Origin of the sequence: Pigmentiphaga kullae (assembly GCF_004216695.1) — a bacterium.
Lineage (GTDB): Bacteria > Pseudomonadota > Gammaproteobacteria > Burkholderiales > Burkholderiaceae_B > Pigmentiphaga > Pigmentiphaga kullae.
The window spans coordinates 1,717,681-1,734,890 of the sequence record NZ_SGXC01000001.1 but is presented as its reverse complement, the minus strand read 5'-3'; the positions used below and the strand labels follow the sequence as shown (position 1 = coordinate 1,734,890).

16 protein-coding genes are annotated in these 17,210 nt (G+C 67.2%); 3 read left to right on the top strand and 13 right to left on the bottom strand.

The annotated features are described in order from the left end of the window. Nucleotides 1–20: 20 nt before the first annotated feature. The 10 genes from EV675_RS08540 to EV675_RS08495 form a co-directional block, all read right to left on the bottom strand. Nucleotides 21–1,067 (bottom strand): 2,5-dihydroxypyridine 5,6-dioxygenase NicX family protein, encoded by a 1,047-nt coding sequence (locus EV675_RS08540; RefSeq protein WP_130356847.1) that lies wholly within the window; start codon nt 1,065–1,067, stop codon nt 21–23. 13 nt (nt 1,068–1,080) lie between these two features. Further along, entirely contained in the window at nt 1,081–1,905 is an 825-nt protein-coding gene (locus tag EV675_RS08535) for an alpha/beta fold hydrolase (protein ID WP_130356846.1), read from the bottom strand. 16 nt (nt 1,906–1,921) lie between these two features. Then, on the bottom strand, nt 1,922–3,148 hold the full coding sequence (locus tag EV675_RS08530) for an FAD-dependent monooxygenase (RefSeq protein ID WP_130356845.1): 1,227 nt from the start codon (nt 3,146–3,148) through the stop codon (nt 1,922–1,924). A 107-nt stretch (nt 3,149–3,255) separates the two neighbouring features. Beyond that, nucleotides 3,256–3,990, bottom strand: a complete 735-nt coding sequence (locus EV675_RS08525) for an ABC transporter ATP-binding protein (protein ID WP_130356844.1) — start codon at nt 3,988–3,990, stop codon at nt 3,256–3,258. Further along, nucleotides 3,987–4,784 (bottom strand): ABC transporter ATP-binding protein, encoded by a 798-nt coding sequence (locus EV675_RS08520; protein WP_242621361.1) that lies wholly within the window; start codon nt 4,782–4,784, stop codon nt 3,987–3,989. Before EV675_RS08520 ends, EV675_RS08525 begins: the two co-directional genes overlap by 4 nt. Continuing rightward, entirely contained in the window at nt 4,781–5,854 is a 1,074-nt protein-coding gene (locus tag EV675_RS08515; RefSeq protein ID WP_130356843.1) for a branched-chain amino acid ABC transporter permease, read from the bottom strand. Before EV675_RS08515 ends, EV675_RS08520 begins: the two co-directional genes overlap by 4 nt. Nucleotides 5,855–5,975: 121 nt before the next feature. Then, entirely contained in the window at nt 5,976–6,848 is an 873-nt protein-coding gene (locus tag EV675_RS08510; protein WP_130356842.1) for a branched-chain amino acid ABC transporter permease, read from the bottom strand. 27 nt (nt 6,849–6,875) lie between these two features. Then, the gene (locus tag EV675_RS08505; protein WP_242621360.1) at nt 6,876–8,012 is read right to left on the bottom strand and encodes an ABC transporter substrate-binding protein; all 1,137 of its coding nucleotides are present in this window, start codon (nt 8,010–8,012) and stop codon (nt 6,876–6,878) included. 245 nt (nt 8,013–8,257) lie between these two features. Then, on the bottom strand, nt 8,258–9,226 hold the full coding sequence (locus EV675_RS08500; RefSeq protein WP_130356841.1) for a Bug family tripartite tricarboxylate transporter substrate binding protein: 969 nt from the start codon (nt 9,224–9,226) through the stop codon (nt 8,258–8,260). 17 nt (nt 9,227–9,243) lie between these two features. Then, complete coding sequence (locus EV675_RS08495; protein ID WP_130356840.1) at nt 9,244–10,380, bottom strand: Rieske 2Fe-2S domain-containing protein; 1,137 nt, start codon at nt 10,378–10,380, stop codon at nt 9,244–9,246. Between the two features lie 134 nt (nt 10,381–10,514). Here EV675_RS08495 and EV675_RS08490 point away from each other — a divergent pair, with 134 nt between their 5' ends. Next, nucleotides 10,515–11,039, top strand: coding sequence for a MarR family winged helix-turn-helix transcriptional regulator (locus EV675_RS08490; protein WP_130356839.1), 525 nt, complete (start codon nt 10,515–10,517; stop codon nt 11,037–11,039). A gap of 26 nt (nt 11,040–11,065) precedes the next feature. Here EV675_RS08490 and EV675_RS08485 read toward each other — a convergent pair whose 3' ends face one another. Next, the gene (locus EV675_RS08485; protein ID WP_130357952.1) at nt 11,066–11,827 is read right to left on the bottom strand and encodes an ABC transporter permease; all 762 of its coding nucleotides are present in this window, start codon (nt 11,825–11,827) and stop codon (nt 11,066–11,068) included. Next, nucleotides 11,827–12,792 carry an ABC transporter ATP-binding protein gene (locus EV675_RS08480; protein ID WP_130356838.1) on the bottom strand — a complete coding sequence of 322 codons (966 nt, stop codon included), beginning with the start codon at nt 12,790–12,792 and terminating at the stop codon, nt 11,827–11,829. Before EV675_RS08480 ends, EV675_RS08485 begins: the two co-directional genes overlap by 1 nt. A 199-nt stretch (nt 12,793–12,991) precedes the next feature. Here EV675_RS08480 and EV675_RS08475 point away from each other — a divergent pair, with 199 nt between their 5' ends. After that, the gene (locus EV675_RS08475) at nt 12,992–14,254 is read left to right on the top strand and encodes an NYN domain-containing protein (protein ID WP_130356837.1); all 1,263 of its coding nucleotides are present in this window, start codon (nt 12,992–12,994) and stop codon (nt 14,252–14,254) included. On the opposite strand, the gene EV675_RS08470 is transcribed toward EV675_RS08475, so the two are convergent. Next, the gene (locus EV675_RS08470) at nt 14,251–15,345 is read right to left on the bottom strand and encodes a substrate-binding domain-containing protein (protein ID WP_130356836.1); all 1,095 of its coding nucleotides are present in this window, start codon (nt 15,343–15,345) and stop codon (nt 14,251–14,253) included. The genes EV675_RS08475 and EV675_RS08470 overlap by 4 nt on opposite strands. Nucleotides 15,346–15,472: 127 nt before the next feature. Between EV675_RS08470 and EV675_RS08465 the strand changes: the two genes are divergently transcribed. Further along, nucleotides 15,473–17,209, top strand: a complete 1,737-nt coding sequence (locus tag EV675_RS08465) for an NADH-ubiquinone oxidoreductase-F iron-sulfur binding region domain-containing protein (protein ID WP_130356835.1) — start codon at nt 15,473–15,475, stop codon at nt 17,207–17,209. The last annotated feature ends 1 nt before the right edge of the window (nt 17,210 follow it).

Below are 17,210 nucleotides of genomic sequence, written 5' to 3'. Positions count from 1 at the left end.
GGCCCCAGGATGCGCGCAGCCTAGGCCAGCCGTTCCTCGATCAGCCGACCATCGATCACCACCTCGCTGCCGTCCAGCGACACCGTGCAGCGGCGCAGCGGGATGTCCATGTGGCAGGCGGTGCTGCGGGACCCGCCCACCTCGTTGTTGGGGCCGAGCGAGAACAGGAAATTGCCGGCATAGGCGCGCGCGTCCATGCCTATCGTGGCCTCGCGGTCGTACAGGCCCAGCGTGGACCAGCGCGCGCGGTTCTGCGCCCCCCAGCCTATGTGCGACATGGCGTAGGCTTCCGGATCGCCGAAGGACTCCATGTAGTCGCGAAGCAGTTCGGCGTCCATCCCGCCCTCGATGGACGTGACGTAGCCGTCCTTGACCTCCATCACAATGGGATCGTTCACGTACGACTTCATCGGCAACAGGATGTCGCCCTTGTCCACCACGATGCGGCCGCGCGTGGCCCGCTCGTTCGGCCAGGTCAGCGCGAAGCCGCTGGGCCAGTGGTCCCAGCGGCCCGGCTCGTCGACGAAACCGTATTCCTTGACCACCGGGAACTCTCCCAGCGGGCACACCAGGTCGGTGCCCGCCGCCGACGTCACCCGCATCTCGCGCGCGTTTTCCAGCAGCGCCCCGCAGGCCAGCACGCGCGCGCGGTCGGCCTCGGTGGGCACCATGCGCAGCAGGATCTCGGGCGGCTCGACGGCCAGCAGGATCTTGCCACCGCCTTGCAGGATGTCGTGCTGCTCGGGCGAGAAGAGCAGCGTCATCAGGTCGACCACGAGGTCGCTGGCCTTGAGCGCGGCGATGGCCGCGCGGTTGCCGCTCAGGGGCGTGGTACCCAGATAGGCCAGCGAATCGCGGCTGAGCGATTTCTCGCCATTGACCGGCGCCAGGTCGAGCCGGTTCACGCGCGCCCCCAGCAGCCCGGCCGCCGTCACCGCGCAGCGCAGCGTCTGGGGATGAGTCACGCCTTCGGTGGTCAACACCGTGACGGTGTCGCCGCGCTTCAGGCGCGACAGCGTCAGGACCTGGGTCCATGCCCGGATCAAATCGGAATCGCTGACAGCCATGGTCTGCTCCTTGCTAAAGAGGGGTTCCCAGAAAGGTGCCGAAGCCCTGGAAGAAACCTTCCTCGTCGTCCCAGGGGATCATGTGTCCGGCCTGCTGCACGGTGCGCACTTCCAGCCGGGGCACGAGCCTTCGGATCTCGTCGATGTCGGCCGCCTCGATGACGCCGCCCTTGCCCGCGACCATCAAGAGCGCGGGCACCGCGACCGCCGGTAGGTCGGCATGCATGTCGTGCGTGCCGAAGGCGTGGTAGGCGCACACGATGGCGTCCTCATCGCAGGTGTGCAGCCATTCGGCCCGCAGCCGCAGCTGCGCCTCGGTCCAGGTGGGCGAGAACGGCTTGAGCTGTTCCCAGTCCGCGCCCGCGCGCATGAGCCGGATGGAGTCCACGTACCAGTCGAGCCTGGCCGGATAAGGCCGGCGGCCCGGCCCCGACACGGGCGGGTCCACCATGACCAGACGCGCGAGCCCTTGCGCGTGATGCGCCGCCACGATGGCGCCGATACGCGCCCCCATGGAATGCCCGACCAGGAAGTAATCCTCCAGGCCCAGCGCCTGGGCAAAGGCGCCCACGTCGGCCGCGCAGGCCTCCAGGCTGTAGTCCATGCCCGGCGCGGTCTCGGACAAACCACGCCCGCGGACGTCGAGCACGTAGGTATCGAACTGCCGCCCCAGCCGTTCGGCCACGAAGGCCCAGGTCACCGCGGGGCTGGTAATGCCGGGCACCAGCACCAGGGGGCGGCCCTTGCCGCCGAAGCGCAGGTAATGCTGGCGTATGCCGTTGGCGCGCACGTTGGCGCCGTATAGAAACGTGCTGCTTGCGCAATCGTGGGATGTCATGGATGCTCTCCGCCCGTCACGCCGCCAGCGCCTGCCGGCCGAAGCGCTGCGCGCACGTGGTCGCGTCGTAGATGTAGACCCAATTGGCCTGGATGCCCACGGCATTGGGGTTGATCAGTTCGCGCCACCGGTACAGCAGGTCGCGCTTGAACTGCGCCCACGGCGACGGCAGGTGATAGGTCTTGCCGCGCTCGCGGGCTTCCAGTTGCACGCGGCTGGTGCGCGGCCGGCGCTCGGCCTCGTAGGCCTGCAGCGCCGCGCCGATGTCGCGGCCGTAGTGCTCCAGCGCCGCGCCCAGCACGTAGCCGTCCTCGATGGCCATGGCCGCGCCCTGCGACAGGAAGGGCAACATGGGATGCGCCGCGTCGCCCAGCAGCGTGACGCGGCCCTTGGACCAGGCCGGCATCGGGTCACGGTCGAACAGCCCCCACTTGTAGACGTCCTGGGTCCGGCTGAACAGTTCGATCACGTCGGGATGCCAGCCTTCATAAGCCTTGGTGAGTTCTTCCCGGCTGCTGCGCACGTTCCAGGATTCCTCCACCCAGTTGCGCGATTCGTTCACGGCCACGATGTTCACCGCCGCGCCGCCATTGACGTAATAGGTGACCAGGTGGCCGTGCGGCCCCATCCAGAAGGCCGCATCCGGGCTGACGAACTTCAGCGGATGGCGGTCGACCGGCACCAGGGCCCGCCAGCACATGTGGCCGGTGAACTGCGCCGACTCCGTGCCGAACAGGGCGTCGCGCACCACCGAGCGCACGCCGTCGGCGCCCACGATCAGGTCGGCCTCGTATTCGCTGCCGTCGCTCAGGGTGGCCACCGCCATCTCGCCTTCGGTGCGCACGCCGGTGCAGTGGGTCCCCAGCGTCGCGCCCTTGCCGTCGGCCAGGTGCTGCGACAGGATGGCGTGCAGGTCGGCGCGATGGACGTGATAGAACTCGGCGCCATAGATCTGCGGGCAGCTTTCCTTCAACGGCGTGCGGAACAGCTCGCGCCCCGAGCGCCAGTTGCGCCCGACCATGGCCTGCGGCAGAAAACCCACCCGCTTCAGGTCGTCGCCCAGGCCCAGCGCCTTGAGGACCTTGACGGCGTTGGGCGTGACCTGCACGCCGGCGCCGACTTCGCCGAACGCCGACGCCCGCTCGAACACATGATTCTCGATGCCGCGCAGCGTCAAGGCGCGCGACAGCGCCACGCCCCCGATCCCGCCACCCACGATGCCTACGCGCAAAGGACGACTCATACGGCTTCTCCTTTCCTTCCTGCGGGAACAGGCGGCTTGCCGGCTCCCAGAAAATAATTAAACAGAAAATTAATAATTGCTTGAGCGGGACTTTGGTCCCACCCGGCCTAGCCGCCGAGATAGGCGGTCAACAGTTCCGGGTCCCCCAGCAGGCCGGCGGACTCCCGCTCGGCCACGACCCGGCCGGTCTCGAACACATAGGCGCGCGACGCGGCGGTCAGCGCGTTGTGCACGTTCTGCTCGACCAGGAGAACGGTCACGCCCTGCCGGCTGATCTCGCGCACCACGTCGAACACCTCGTCGGCCATCTTGGGGCTGAGCCCCAGACTGGGTTCGTCCAGAAGCAGCAGCACGGGCTCGGACATCAGGGCCCGGCCGATCGCCAGCATCTGCTGTTCGCCGCCGCTGAGCGTGCCGGCCAGCTGCTGGTGGCGCTCCTTGAGCCGCGGAAAACGTTCGTACACCTTGGCCACGCGCTGCTGCACCGTGGCCTGCGAACGGCACAGATAGGCGCCCAGCACGAGGTTTTCATAGACCGTCATCGAGGGCCAGACATGGCGCTCTTCCGGGCTCTGGGCGATGCCCAGCCCGACGATGCGGTCCGGCGCCATGCCGCCGATGTCGCGCCCGTTGAAGCGGATGCTGCCGCGCGTGGGCTTGAGCAGGCCTGAAATGGCGCGCAGCGTCGTGCTCTTGCCCGCCCCGTTGGCGCCGATCAGCGCCACGGTCTCGCCCGGCTGCACGCGCAGGCTCACGCCATGCAGCGCGGCGGTCTTGCCATAACCGACGTGAAGATTGTCCAGCTCCAGCAGCGGAGCGGTTGCAGCCTGAACGGTGCTCATGCCGCCCGCCCTCCCCCAAGATAGGCCTCGATCACGCGCGGGTCGCGCTGCACGTCCGCCGGCACGCCCTCGGCCAGTTTCTCGCCGAAGTGCATGACGACCACGCGGTCCGATACGCTCATGACCAGCCCCATGTTGTGCTCGACGATCAGGATGGACTGCACCTGCGTGCCGCGCAGCCTTTTCAGGATGCGCCCCAGTTCCATGGCCTCCTGGCTGTTCAGGCCCGCGGCCGGCTCGTCCAGCATCAGGATGTCCGGCCTGGCCGCCAGCGCCAGGCCGACCTCCAGCAGGCGCAGTTCGCCGCAGGACAGCAGGTAGGCCGGCGCGTTCATGCGCTCGCCCAGCCCCATGATGTGGACGATGCGCTCGGCCTCCTCGCGCACGGCGCGCTCGGCGGCACGGACCGCGCGGCCCGGGAAGAAGGTCCGCAGCAGGCCCTGGCGGGCGCTCAGGTAATGGCCGGCCAGGATGTTCTCGAACACCGACAGCGACTTCAGGATGTTCGTCTTCTGGAAGCTGCGGACGATGCCCTTCCTGGCCATCTGGTAGGGCTTGGCGCCGGTCAGGTTCTCGCCCTTGACGTGGACCTCGCCCGAGGTGGGCGCGTAGAACCCGGTGATCAGGTTGAAGCAGGTCGTCTTGCCGGCGCCGTTGGGCCCGATCAGGCCGACGATCTCGCCGGCCCCGACCTGGAAGCTGATGTCCTTGACCGCCTTGATGCCGCCGAAGGTCTTGCACAGCCCGCGCACGTCCAGCATGGGGGCGTGGCCAATTGCATGCACAGTTGTCATTTCGGTTTCCCAAGGCGCCACGCGCCGCTTACACCGGATAGAATGGCGCCCCCCCGACCCAGGGCACAGCGGATCTGGCTCCGCCAGTCCGCCGGTGCCGCCCCCTGGGGGGCGCGCGACAGCGCGTAGGGGGGAGTCCTCATCTCTCGGCGGGTCGTCAGGAAACCCATCAGGCCGCGCGGCAGGAACAGCACGATGGCCATCACCGCCAGGCCGAACAGCGACAGCCGCAGCTCCTTCGCCTCGCGCAGGTATTCCTCCAGGAAGGTCACCAGCAGCGCGCCGATCAGCGGCCCGACCAGGGTGCCCTTGCCGCCCACCAGCACCATGATGATCATGCTGACCATGAAGGCGAAGCGAAACACTTCGGGCCCGACGAACGAGATGTAGTGCGCATAGAAACCCCCGGCCATGCCGGCCAGGAAAGCGCCCAGCACGAACGCCAGCATGGCGTAGCGGAACGGCCGGATGCCGATGGACTGGGCGACGTAGCGGTTCTCGCGCACGGCCACCGCGGCCCGCCCCGCATTGGAATAGACGAAGCGGTACGCCAGGTAGAGCGACGCCGCCAGCACGCCCCAGGCCAGGTAGAAGAAGAACTGCCTGGTCGCCAGGTTGCCGGCCTGGGCCAGCCACGCCGGCTGCGGCACCCCGGCGATGCCCATGGGGCCGTTGGTGAAGGCGACCCAGTTGTCCGCCACCAGCCGCAGCACCTCGGCGAACGACAGCGTCACGATGACGAAGAACGGCCCTTGCAGGCGCAGCGTAATGCTGCCGATCAACAGGCCCATGGCCGCCGCCAGCACGCCGGCGGCGGGAATCGTGGCCCACATCGGCCAGCCCAGCTGGGTGGACAGCAGCGCCGCGGCATAGGCCCCCGTGCCCAGAAAGGCCGTATGGCCGAGCGAGAACTCGCCCACATAGCCCACGACCAGGTTCAGGCTGGTGGCCAGCACGGCATAGAACAGCACCATGATGGCCACGTGCAGCAGGTACTGGTCGTGGACCACCAGCGGCAGCAGCCCTGCGACCAGCAGCGCAACCAAGATCGCGTTACGTTCGAACTGCATCTCAACTCCCCATGACGTATGCAAATGCCCTGCCCGATCCAGGGCGCCGCGGATCCGGCTTTGCCGGTCCGCCAGCGCCGCCCCCCTGGGGGCGCCCGAAGGGCGTAGGGGGAGGCGTCATCTAGGCTCTCTCGGCGCGTTTGGAAAACAGGCCGTAGGGCCGGAACACCAGGGTAAGGATGACGATGACGAAGCCGATGATGTCGACCCAGCCGGTGGCGACGTAGCCGCCCCAGAGCGCCTCGGCCACGCCCAGCACCAGTCCGCCGACGATCGCGCCGGCGAAGCTGCCCATGCCGCCCAGGATCACCACCACGAAGGCCTTCATGCTGACCAGCCCGCCCACCGACACCTGCGCCGAATAGATGGACCCGAGCAGCATCCCCGCCAGCGAAGCGATGACCGTCCCCAGCGCGAAGGTGCAGGCGTAGACGTTCGCCGTCTTGATGCCCGCCAGCTGCGCGGCCATCGGATCCTGGAACGTCGCCCGCATCGCGCGGCCCAGGCGGGTCTTCTGGATCAGCAGATAGGCGGCCACGATCAGCACCGCGCACACCGCGACGGCGAACAGCCGGATCTTGGTGACCACGATGGGCCCCAGGAAAACCGGCCCGCTGGAGACCGGCCCTGCCACCTTCAGCGGCGCGGTGCCCACCACCAGCAGCGCCGTGTTGGCCAGGAAGATGGACAGGCCGATGGTCAGCAGGATGCCCGGCTCTTCGCCCTGTCCGCGGATGCGCTCGATCAGCACGCGGTCGACCAGCCAGCCGAACACGCCCATGATCAGCGCCACCAGCGCCAGGCCCGTCAGAAAGTCCAGGCCCAGGGCGGTGGTCACCCACCAGCCCAGCACGCCGCCCAGCATGTACAGCTCGCCATGGGCGAAGTTGACGACCCGCATCAAGCCGAGGATAAGCGTGAGCCCCAGCGCCGACAGCGCGTAGAAAGATCCGATCACCAGTCCGTTGGCCAGGAACTGTGGCAACAAATCCATGGTTTCTCCCGACTCGGGGCGCGCGGATCAGGGCCGCTCGGTGGGGGCCTGCGCCACCACCTTCGGCTCGCGGTTCTGGATCTGCACCAGCACGACGTCGAAGCCGTAGCCCTCGCCCTTCTCGGTGAACTTGAAATGGCCGTTGGGCGCGGCGTAGTCCGTCTTGCGCAGCGCATCGCGGATCGCGTCGGCCTGCGTGTTGCCCGCCCGCGCGATCGCCTCCATGACGATGTTCAGCGCGTTATAGCCGGCGGCGCCGTACTTGCCGGGCTTTTCCTTGTAGGCGGCGCTGTAGTACTGGACGAACGACTGATTGCGCTCGCCCGGCATGCTGGAGGCATAGGGCACGGCCGCGTAGATGCCTTCCGAGGCATCGCCCGTCAGGCCGATGAAATCGGACGTCGCCCACGACCCCACGCCGAATATCTTGGTCTGGATGCCGAATTCCTTGAACTGCTTGACCAGGATGGAGCCGTCCTGGGTTTCGGCCGCGACGAAGACGCCGTCGGGCTTGGCCGCGCGCAGCTTGGTCAGCAGGGTGTAGAAGTCGGTGGCGCCGTGGTCGAAGTACTCCTTCATCACGGTCTTGACTCCGAGCGCGGACAGGTCCTTGGAGAAATCCTCCACGCCGCCGCGGCCCCAGTCGTCGTTGACGCCGATGTAGGCCACGGTTTTCAGTTGCAGCTTCTGCGCCAGGATCTTGCTGAAGGTCTTGGACATCAGCCGGTCGGTTTCGGCCGAACGGAAGAAGTACTGAAGCCCCTTTTCGGTCAGGTCCGCCTTCGAGGACACCCCGGTCAGCATGGGCAGCTTGTACTTCTCGGCCACGGGCATGACCGCCGCCGTGGCCGAGCTGCAGAAGGCGCCCGTCAGCGCCACGACCTTGTCGCGCACGATCAGCTTTTCGGCGGCGTTCACCGAATTGGCGGGACGGCACTGCCCGTCCTCGATGACCAGTTCGATCTTCCTGCCCAGCACACCGCCGGCGGCGTTGCGGCGCTCGACCGCGAGCTTGGCACCGTTGACGTAGGTCAGCCCGTTGTAGGCGACCGATCCCGTCAGCGGCTGGATGACGCCGATCTTGATGGTTTCCTGCGCCCATGCCACGGGGGCTGCCCCGCCCATGGTTCCCGCCAGCAACAACGCCCAAGACAGCTTACGCATAGCGACCTCTCGCAAAGGTTTCGATTGAGAATTGCCCACCGCCTACGATTAATTAAACAAGTAATTAATTTATCGATGAATTAGGGTTTACGGCAATCGGGATGAGACCATCGCTTCGTAAGCATGAAGAGTGCCAGCACGCCCGCCTGGCCAGCGTGCCGGCCGGGCGCCCATGCGGTGCGCGCACCGCACCGGCAGCGGGGAGCGCGCACCGGCATGGCGCGGCGCAGGCGGCGAAACAGGTTCTACTCCAGCTTGGCGCCCGACGTCTTCACCATCCGCTCGACCACGGGCGCCAGTAGCTCGTATTCCTTGCGGGCGTCTTCAGCCGAATTGCCGATCGCATCCATGCCATAGGCCTGGATACGCGCCTGCATCTCGGGGGTCGCGATCGCGGCGCGCGCCTCTTTCTCCAGCAGCCTGGATACGGCCTCGGGCATGCCCGCCGGCGCCAGCATCGCGAACCATCCCATGGGCTTGAACTCGGTATCCTTCATGCCCGCTTCCGCCATGGTGGGCACGTTGGGAAGCTCCTTGGGCCGCTGATCGGCAATCACGGCCAGCGCGCGCAGCCGGCCGGTCTGCAAATGCGGTACGACCGGCCCCAGGGTCGTGAATCCCCACGACACCCTGCCCCCGACCAGTTCCTGGATCAGCGGCACCTCGCCCTTGAAAGGCACGTGCGTCATGTCCAGGCCACGCGAATGGCTGAGATAGGAAGCAACCAGGTGGCCCGAAGTGCCCACGCCGAACGAACCGTAGTTGACCTTGCCGCGATTCCGCGCGGCCCAGTCCATGAACTCCTTCATATTGCGCGCCGGTATCTCGTGATTGACCACCAGGACCAGTTGGCCGCTGGAGATCTGCGTGATGAAGCGCAGGTCGCGGTTCACGTCGTAGGGAACCTTGTCGAACATGTAGGGCAGCGTCAGCACCGGCGTCGAGTTCGTGACCAGCAGGCTATAGCCGTCGGGCTTGGCGCGCGCCACCGCGTTGGTGCCGAGCATGCCGGATGCCCCCGGCCTGTTCTCGACGATGAAGGTCGTGCCCAGCCGGCGTCCCATTTCCTCGCCCAGGGTGCGCGCCAGGGCATCGGCGGCGCCGCCCGCCGGCTGCGGCACGACCAGGGTAATCGGCCGGCTCGGAAAAGATTCGGCCGCTTGCAGCGTTCCACAAGCCAGCGCCGCAGTCAGCAAGAGCAGGGGTTTGATCATGTGAATGTCTCCTGATTTCAATGGGCGACCGCCGGCAATTCGGCTCCGGCAATCTCCTTGCCGAATTCGAAATCGCCGGGCCGGCGCCAGGTCTTGAGCGGCTTGCCGTCGCGCAGCGCGCGCATCTCGCGCGCCCACATGCGGCGCAATACCGCGATAGCCCTGTCCGACTGTCCGAGATGCTCGGCGTCGCGGTCCGCGATCACACCCTGCCCGCCCAGCGCGACCGTGTCCTGGATAATCGGCAGCAGGGGATGATTCTGGTCCACTTCGTCGAGCGTCATTTCGCAGCGCATGACGCGCGCGGCGATCTCGGCTGGATCCTCTACCTCGCCCGGATCGGGCAAGGCTGTGTTGAAGGTGCCGACACGGTTGACCATGGCGCTGAAGGTCGTCGTATCGTCCATCGGCACTCGCCATGCGAGCAGGATGGACATCTTCGAGCGGTCCTGCGGAATGGGAACCTCGCGCAGCAGGACATTCGGCATGAAGCCGTAGCCGACACGCTTGCGGCCATCCTTTCGCGTGGAAACGACCACCAGCCCATGTTCGGTTTCTTCCGCGGCGACTTTGGGGATCTGGTCCAGGCCGTACTTCGCCATCAGGTGCTTGTGCGTGAAGAACACATGCGCCTCGTCGTGGTCGTTCTCCACTCGCTGGAAGAAGTTGTAGTCGAGTACGACAGCCTGGGTGAGCAGCGTGCCGCGGCTGTCATCCTCCAGTTCAGGGAAGCGCGGAAACTCCGGCGGTTCCCCTTCCCCGACATAGCAGAAGATCAGGCCCAGATACTCCCTGACCGGATAGGTGCGCAGCGACAGGCTACGCGCATAGGCCGCGCTCTCGGCGGGAAACTCCTCTCCCCTTCCTTCGGCGTCGAACTTCCAGCCATGGTAGCGGCAGCGTATGCCGTTGCCTTCGACCCAGCCGTAGGCCAGGCTCGTCCCCCGGTGGGGGCAGCGGTCCTGCGTCATGCGCGGCTGGCCGTCCTCGCCGCGGTAGAGCGTGTAGTGCGTGCCCAACAGCTTGACGCGCATCGCGCGGCCGGCCACGCATTTCTCGGCCAGCGCCACGGGCTGCCAGAAGCGGGCGACCAGGCGGCCGGCGAGCGCGTCGCCTTCGACCCGGGCGAAGTCGATGTCGGGGTAAAGACTCATGGCGGATCTCCTCGAAAGCTTGGGATTCTTTATCGAAAAATACTATGCTTCCATAGCAATGGTAAATTTGGCGCAAAGAATTCACAATGCTTGTTTCGCCCGCCTCGTACTAGTATTTCCCCTAGCGCCCAGCCATGAACAAACCGACGAGCAGCAAGCCCACCCCCGGGAAAATCGCCACCCAGCCGTCCGAAGACAGCGTGGGCTACCAGCTCAGCGCCACCTACCGAGTACTCAACCGCGCGCTGCAGGCGCAGGTCGCCCGGCTCGACGTTCCCGCGGGAACCTGGATATTCCTGCGGACGATATGGGAAGAAGACGGGCTGACGCAGCGCGAGGTCGGCCGACGGGTGGGGATCATGGAAGCCGCGGCGGGCTCGGCCTTGAACAAGCTGGAGAGCCGCGGCCTGATCCGGCGCGTGCGCAATGCCGACGACCGGCGCAAGATAAACATCTACCTGACCGAGCGCGGCCGCGCCCTGGGACACGAACTGATGCCCAAGGCGGACGAGTTGACGGCCCGTATGGTGGAAGGATTCGAGCACTTCGAGGTGGCGCAGTTGTGCAACTACCTGATGCGGGTCAGGCGAAACCTGCGTGCGGTCGAATCGGCGGCGGGCATCAAGAGCGAAGACACTGAAAATACTATTGATTCATAGTATTTAGGCGCGTCGCTCGTGGCCGATCAGGTCTTCATCTTGTACCCGGTGCGGAAGATCCAGGCCACGATGCCCAGGCACACCAGCAGGAACACCAGCGTCATGCCCAGGCTGACCACGACGTTGACGTCGGACTGGCCGTAGAAGCTCCAGCGGAATCCGCTGATGAGGTAGACCACGGGGTTGGCCAGCGTGATCTTCTGCCAGATCGGCGGCAGCATGCCGATCGAGTAGAACGCGCCGCCCAGGAAGGTCAGCGGCGTGACTACCATGAGCGGAATGATCTGCAGCTTCTGGAAATCGTCGGCCCACAGGCCGATGATGAAACCGAACAGGCTGAAGGTGACAGCGGTCAGGACCAGGAAGCCGACCATCCAGACGGGATGCTCGATGTGGTACGGCACGAAGATGCGCGCCGTGACCAGGATCAGGAGGCCCAGCATCATCGACTTGGTGGCCGCCGCCCCGACGTAGCCGACCACCGCCTCGACGGGTGACACCGGCGCCGACAGCAGCTCGTAGATGGTGCCCGTCCACTTGGGCAGGTAGATGCCGAACGAGGCGTTGGAAATGCTTTCGTTCAGCAGCGACATCATGATCAGGCCGGGAATGATGAAGGCTCCGTAGCTGACGCCGCCGATCTCGCCCATGCGCGAACCGATGGCGGTGCCGAACACGATGAAGTAGAGCGACGTGGACAGCACCGGCGAGGCGATGCTCTGGGTCAGCGTGCGGAAGGTGCGCGCCATCTCGAACCGGTAGATCGCCCGGATTGCGTAGAAGTTGATCATGCTTGCTCCCGCACCAGGCTCACGAAAATATCCTCCAGCGAACTTTCGCTGGAATGCAGGTCCTTGAAGTCGATGCCCTGCTCGTTCAGGGCCCGCATCAGCGAGGCGATGCCTGTGGCCTCGCCCTGGGTGTCGAAGGTGTAGACCAGCGCATTGCCGCCGTCGGCCAGCTCCAGCGCGTAGCCGGCCAGCGCCGGCGGCAGCGCCTGGAGCGGGGCCTGCAATTGCAGCGTCAGTTGCTTCTTGCCCAGCTTGCGCATCAGCGCCCGCTTTTCCTCGACCAGCACCAGCTCGCCCTTGTTGATGACGCCGATGCGATCGGCCATGTCCTCGGCTTCCTCGATGTAATGGGTGGTCAGGATGATGGTCATGCCCTCGTCGCGCAGGCGGCGCACCATCTTCCACATGTCCCGCCGCAGCTCGACGTCCACGCCGGCGGTCGGTTCGTCCAGGAACAGCACCTTGGGTTCGTGGGCCAGGGCCTTGGCGATCAGCACGCGCCGCTTCATGCCGCCGGACAGCGTCATGATCTTGGCATTGCGTTTGTCCCACAGCGACAGGTCGCGCAGGATGCTCTCGATGCGCGCCGGATTGGCCGGGTGGCCGAACAGGCCGCGGCTGAAGCTGACGGTGGCCCACACCGATTCGAAGGCATCGGTGGCCAGCTCCTGCGGCACCAGGCCGATGCGCGTACGCGCCGCGCGGTAGTCGCCGATGATGTCGTGGCCGTCCACCAGCACGGTGCCGGCGGTCGGGCGCGACAGTCCACAGACGATGCTGATCAAGGTGGTCTTGCCGGCGCCGTTGGGGCCCAGCAGGGCGAAGATCTCGCCCTTGCGTATCTGCAGGTCCACGCCCTTGAGCGCGTGGAAGCCATTGGCGTAGGTCTTGGCGAGGCCCGAGATGGAAACGATCGCGGGCGCCTCGCCGGGAAGCGGGGGGCGGGTCGAGACTGGCTGCATGGCGTGATGAGCACACCGCGGGGGAATGGGAGGGGAAATGGCACGGTCCCGGCGGCGGAAGTCGAGTGTATAGGATAGGTCCGGAGGCGTCCTCAAGCCTGTTCCGCCAGCAGGGACATTTCCCGCGTGGCCGACCCGGTATCATCCTGTTTTCGCGGCCGGCACCCCGCCCGCCGCCGCACGACCGGAGCATTCCCCCATGAACCATCCCCCGGAAAACGTCAGCATGGCGCTGTTCTGCGACTTCGAGAACGTGGCCCTGGGCGTGCGCGACGCCAAGTACGAGCGCTTCGACATCAAGCTGGTGCTCGAACGCCTGCTGCTCAAGGGCAGCATCGTGGTCAAGAAGGCCTATTGCGACTGGGACCGCTACAAGGGCTTCAAGGCCACCATGCACGAGGCCAACTTCGAGCTGATCGACATCCCGCACGTGCGCCAGTCGGGCAAGAACTCGGCCGACATCCGCATGGTGGTCGACGCGCTGGACCTCTGTTACACCAAGTCGCACGTCAACACCTTCGTGATCATCAGCGGCGACTCCGACTTCTCGCCGCTGGTCTCCAAGCTGCGCGAGAACGCCAAGCAGGTCATCGGCCTGGGCGTCAAGCAATCCACCTCGGACCTGCTGATCGCCAATTGCGACGAATTCATCTTCTACGACGACCTGGTCCGCGAGACGCACCAGGCGGCCCGGCGCGAGCCGCGCGGCGCGCAGCCCGCCAACCGCCGTCCGCACGACGAGGACAAGTCGCGCAAGGACGAACTGGAATCCCGGCGCGAGAAAGGCATCGCGCTGGCGGTCGAGACCTTCGACGCGCTGCTGGCCGAGCGCGGCGACACCGGCAAGATCTGGGCCTCGGTGCTGAAGGAAGCCATCAAACGGCGCCGGCCCGACTTCAACGAGTCCTATTACGGCTTCCGCGCCTTCGGCAATCTGCTGGAGGCGGCCCAGTCGCGCGGGCTGCTGGAATTCGGCCGCGACGAAAAATCGGGCGCCTACGTATACCGCGCCAGCGGCGAAACCGCGCCGGTCGAGCCAGCGGCGCCCAGGTCCGTGCCGGTGCCGGTGCCGGCCCCTGCCCCGGCCATCGAGCCCGCCGAGGTCCCCGCCGGCGAAACGCCCGCCCCCCGGGCGGATAAGCGGCGCAACACCCGCAGCGCCGGCAAGAGCGCCTCCCGCCGGGCACGGCCCGAGGCCGAGGCGGCCGGGGACACGGCGCGGCAAGAACCCGCCACCACCCTGCCCCTGGTTGCCGCCGAGCCGGCCGCGCGGCCCGCGCCGGTCGCACCAACGCCCGAACCGGTCCAGCCCCCCGCCGCTGAGACCACCGGCACCGGCGGCGCCGATGCCGCCGACACCCCGGCCGGCGCGCCCGCCAAGAAGGCGGCACGCAAGACCGCCCGCAAGACGCCCGCGCGCCCCCGCGCCCGCAAGACCGCGGCGAAGGCCCAGGAAGGTTAGGCGCCAGCCGGACGGCCGCCGAAGGCGCGCGCCAGCGTCAGCACTTCGCCGGTCGCCACCGGCTCATAGCCCGGCAGCGCCTCCAGGCGCCGTATGAAGCCGGGCGCCTTCAGGATCGCCAGTACGTCGTCCAGCCGCCGGGCCTCCAGCGCCGACTGCTCCACCGCGAAGAAGTAGCGCTCGGTGACCAGCGGCACGAAATCCAGCCCGAAGCGCCGGGCGGCGGTCTCGATGCCGAACCCCACGTCGGCCATGCCGCTGGCGATGTAGGCAGCCACGGCCGCGTGCGTGAACTCGGTGCTGTCGAAACCGTTGATGGCCTGCTGCGCCACCTGGTCGCGCGCCAGCATCAGCTCCAGCAGCATGCGCGTGCCCGAGCCCGCCTGCCGGTTGACGAAGCGCACACCCGGCCGCGCAAGATCCCCCAGCGCCCGGATGCGCTTGGGATTGCCCGGCGCCACGCACAGCCCCTGCACCCGCAGCGCCAACTGGACCAGCACGTGCTTGCGCGGATCCAGCCATTGCAGGTACTGGCGCACCGCGTCCCGCTCGAAGGGACCGATGGGCACGTGGAAGCCGGCCAGGTCGCATTCGCCGCGGGCCAGCGCGGCCACCGCCTCGGTGCTGTTGCGGTAGCGCAGTTCGACCGGCATCTGCGCGGTGTTGATCCAGTCCACCAGGGCCGCCACGGCGAAACCGTGGCTGGCATACAGCCGCAGCGGCGAGCGTTCGGGCGCTACGGCCTTGCGGATCTCGGCCTCGAGCTCCGAAGCCAGGCTGTCCAGCGTGGGCGACAGGCGGGCGCGGATGCGGTCTTCAGCCAGCAGCAGGACCGTACCCAGGTGGCTGAGCCGCGTGCCCTTGCCCGGCCGCTTCTCCAGCAGCGGCGTGCCGAACAACTGCTCGGCGTTGCGCAGCAGGCCCCATACGTGGCGATAGGACAGCCCTTCCAGGCGTCCGGCCGCCGCGATCGAGCCCGATTCGCGGATGCTGGCCAGCAGGCGCAGCAGCAGGGACGTATCCACCGCGGACGAGGCTTCGGCCCCCGTCCCCTGGATGTGCCAGCCGGGTTGGATCGCGATCTTGAACATTTATGTAATCCTGAACATATTTTTCGCGGGAAGTTTCTTTGTTAGAGTGGGTTGCGTAGCGAGACATATGTTCTGAATTTCATATATTAGCCGTTTCCGCCCACCGCGACGCACGGCATGGAACCCCATGGACCAGAAAGTCATCCCCATCGTCGCGGCGGCGCCCACGCGCGAACGCAAGCGCCAGCAGCCCAAGGGCCGCCGCGTCGACCCCGCCGCGCTGGCCGAGGTGCGCGCATTGCTGGGGGACGCGCCGCGCCGGCGCGACCTGCTGATCGAACACCTGCATCGCATCAACGACCGCTACGGCCAACTGGGCACCCGCCACCTGGCGGCGCTGGCCCAGGAACTGCGCATGGCGCAGGCCGAGGTCTATGAAGTGGCGTCCTTCTACCACCACTTCGACGTGGTACGCGACGACGGGCAGGCCGAATCCGGCACCGCGCCGCTGACCGTGCGGGTCTGCGGCAGCCTGTCCTGTGAACTGGCGGGCTCGGGGCCGCTGCTGGAGCGCCTGCCGCAACTGCTGGGCACCGGCGTGCGCGTCGTGCCGGCGCCGTGCCTGGGACGCTGCGAACAGGCTCCCGTGGCGATGGTGGGCCAGCGCCCCATTGCCTGTGCGACGGCCGATACGGTGCAGGCAGCCGTCGCGAGCGGCGACACCCGCGACCTGCCCGGCGCCTACATCGACTACGCCGGCTATGTCGCGCAGGGCGGCTACCGCGTGCTGCGCGAATGCGCGTCCGGACAGCGCGACGTGGAGTCCGTGCTCAAGGCCATGGAAGACTCGGGCCTGCGCGGCCTGGGCGGCGCGGGCTTTCCCGCCGGCCGCAAGTGGCGCGCGGTGCGCGCCGAACCCGCCCCGCGCCTGATGGCGGTCAACGTGGACGAAGGCGAACCCGGCACGTTCAAGGACCGCCACTATCTCGAGCGCGATCCGCATCGCCACCTGGAAGGGCTGCTGATCGCGGCGTGGGCGGTGGAGGCGCAGGCCGTCTACATCTACCTGCGCGACGAATACCACGGCTGCCGCGCGATCCTGCAGACCGAACTGGACCGCCTGCGCAACGATCCGCCCGTTCCCGGCCTGCCCCGCATCGAATTGCGGCGGGGCGCCGGCGCCTACATCTGCGGCGAGGAATCGGCCATGATCGAATCCATCGAGGGCAAGCGCGGCATGCCCAGGCTGCGCCCGCCCTACGTCGCGCAGGTCGGCCTGTTCGGTCGCCCCACGCTGGAACACAACTTCGAGACGCTGCACTGGGTGCGCGACATCCTGGAACGCGGCGGCGCCTGGTTCGCCTCGCAAGGCCGGCGCGGGCGCAAGGGCCTGCGCTCGTTCTCGGTGTCGGGGCGCGTGCGCCAGCCCGGCGTCCACCTGGCGCCGGCCGGCATCACCATCCAGGAACTGATCGACGAATACTGCGGTGGCATGCAGGATGGCCACGATTTCTACGCCTACCTGCCGGGCGGCGCGTCTGGCGGCATCCTGCCAGCGTCGATGAACGACATCCCGCTGGATTTCGACACGCTGCAACCCTACGGCTGCTTCATCGGCTCGGCGGCGGTCATGATCCTGTCCCATCGAGACACCGCCGTGGGCGCGGCGCGCAACATGATGGGCTTCTTCAAGGACGAATCCTGTGGCCAGTGCACGCCCTGCCGCGTGGGCACGGCCAAGGCGCTGGAGCTGATCCGCCAGCCCGACTGGGACATCCCGCTGCTGGAGGAATTGTCCGCCGTCATGCGCGACGCCTCGATATGCGGGCTGGGCCAGGCGGCGCCCAACCCCGTGGACTGCGTCATCAAGTATTTCCCCCAGGAACTGGGCCCAGGGTCATCGGGCTGCGCCACGGACCATTGAC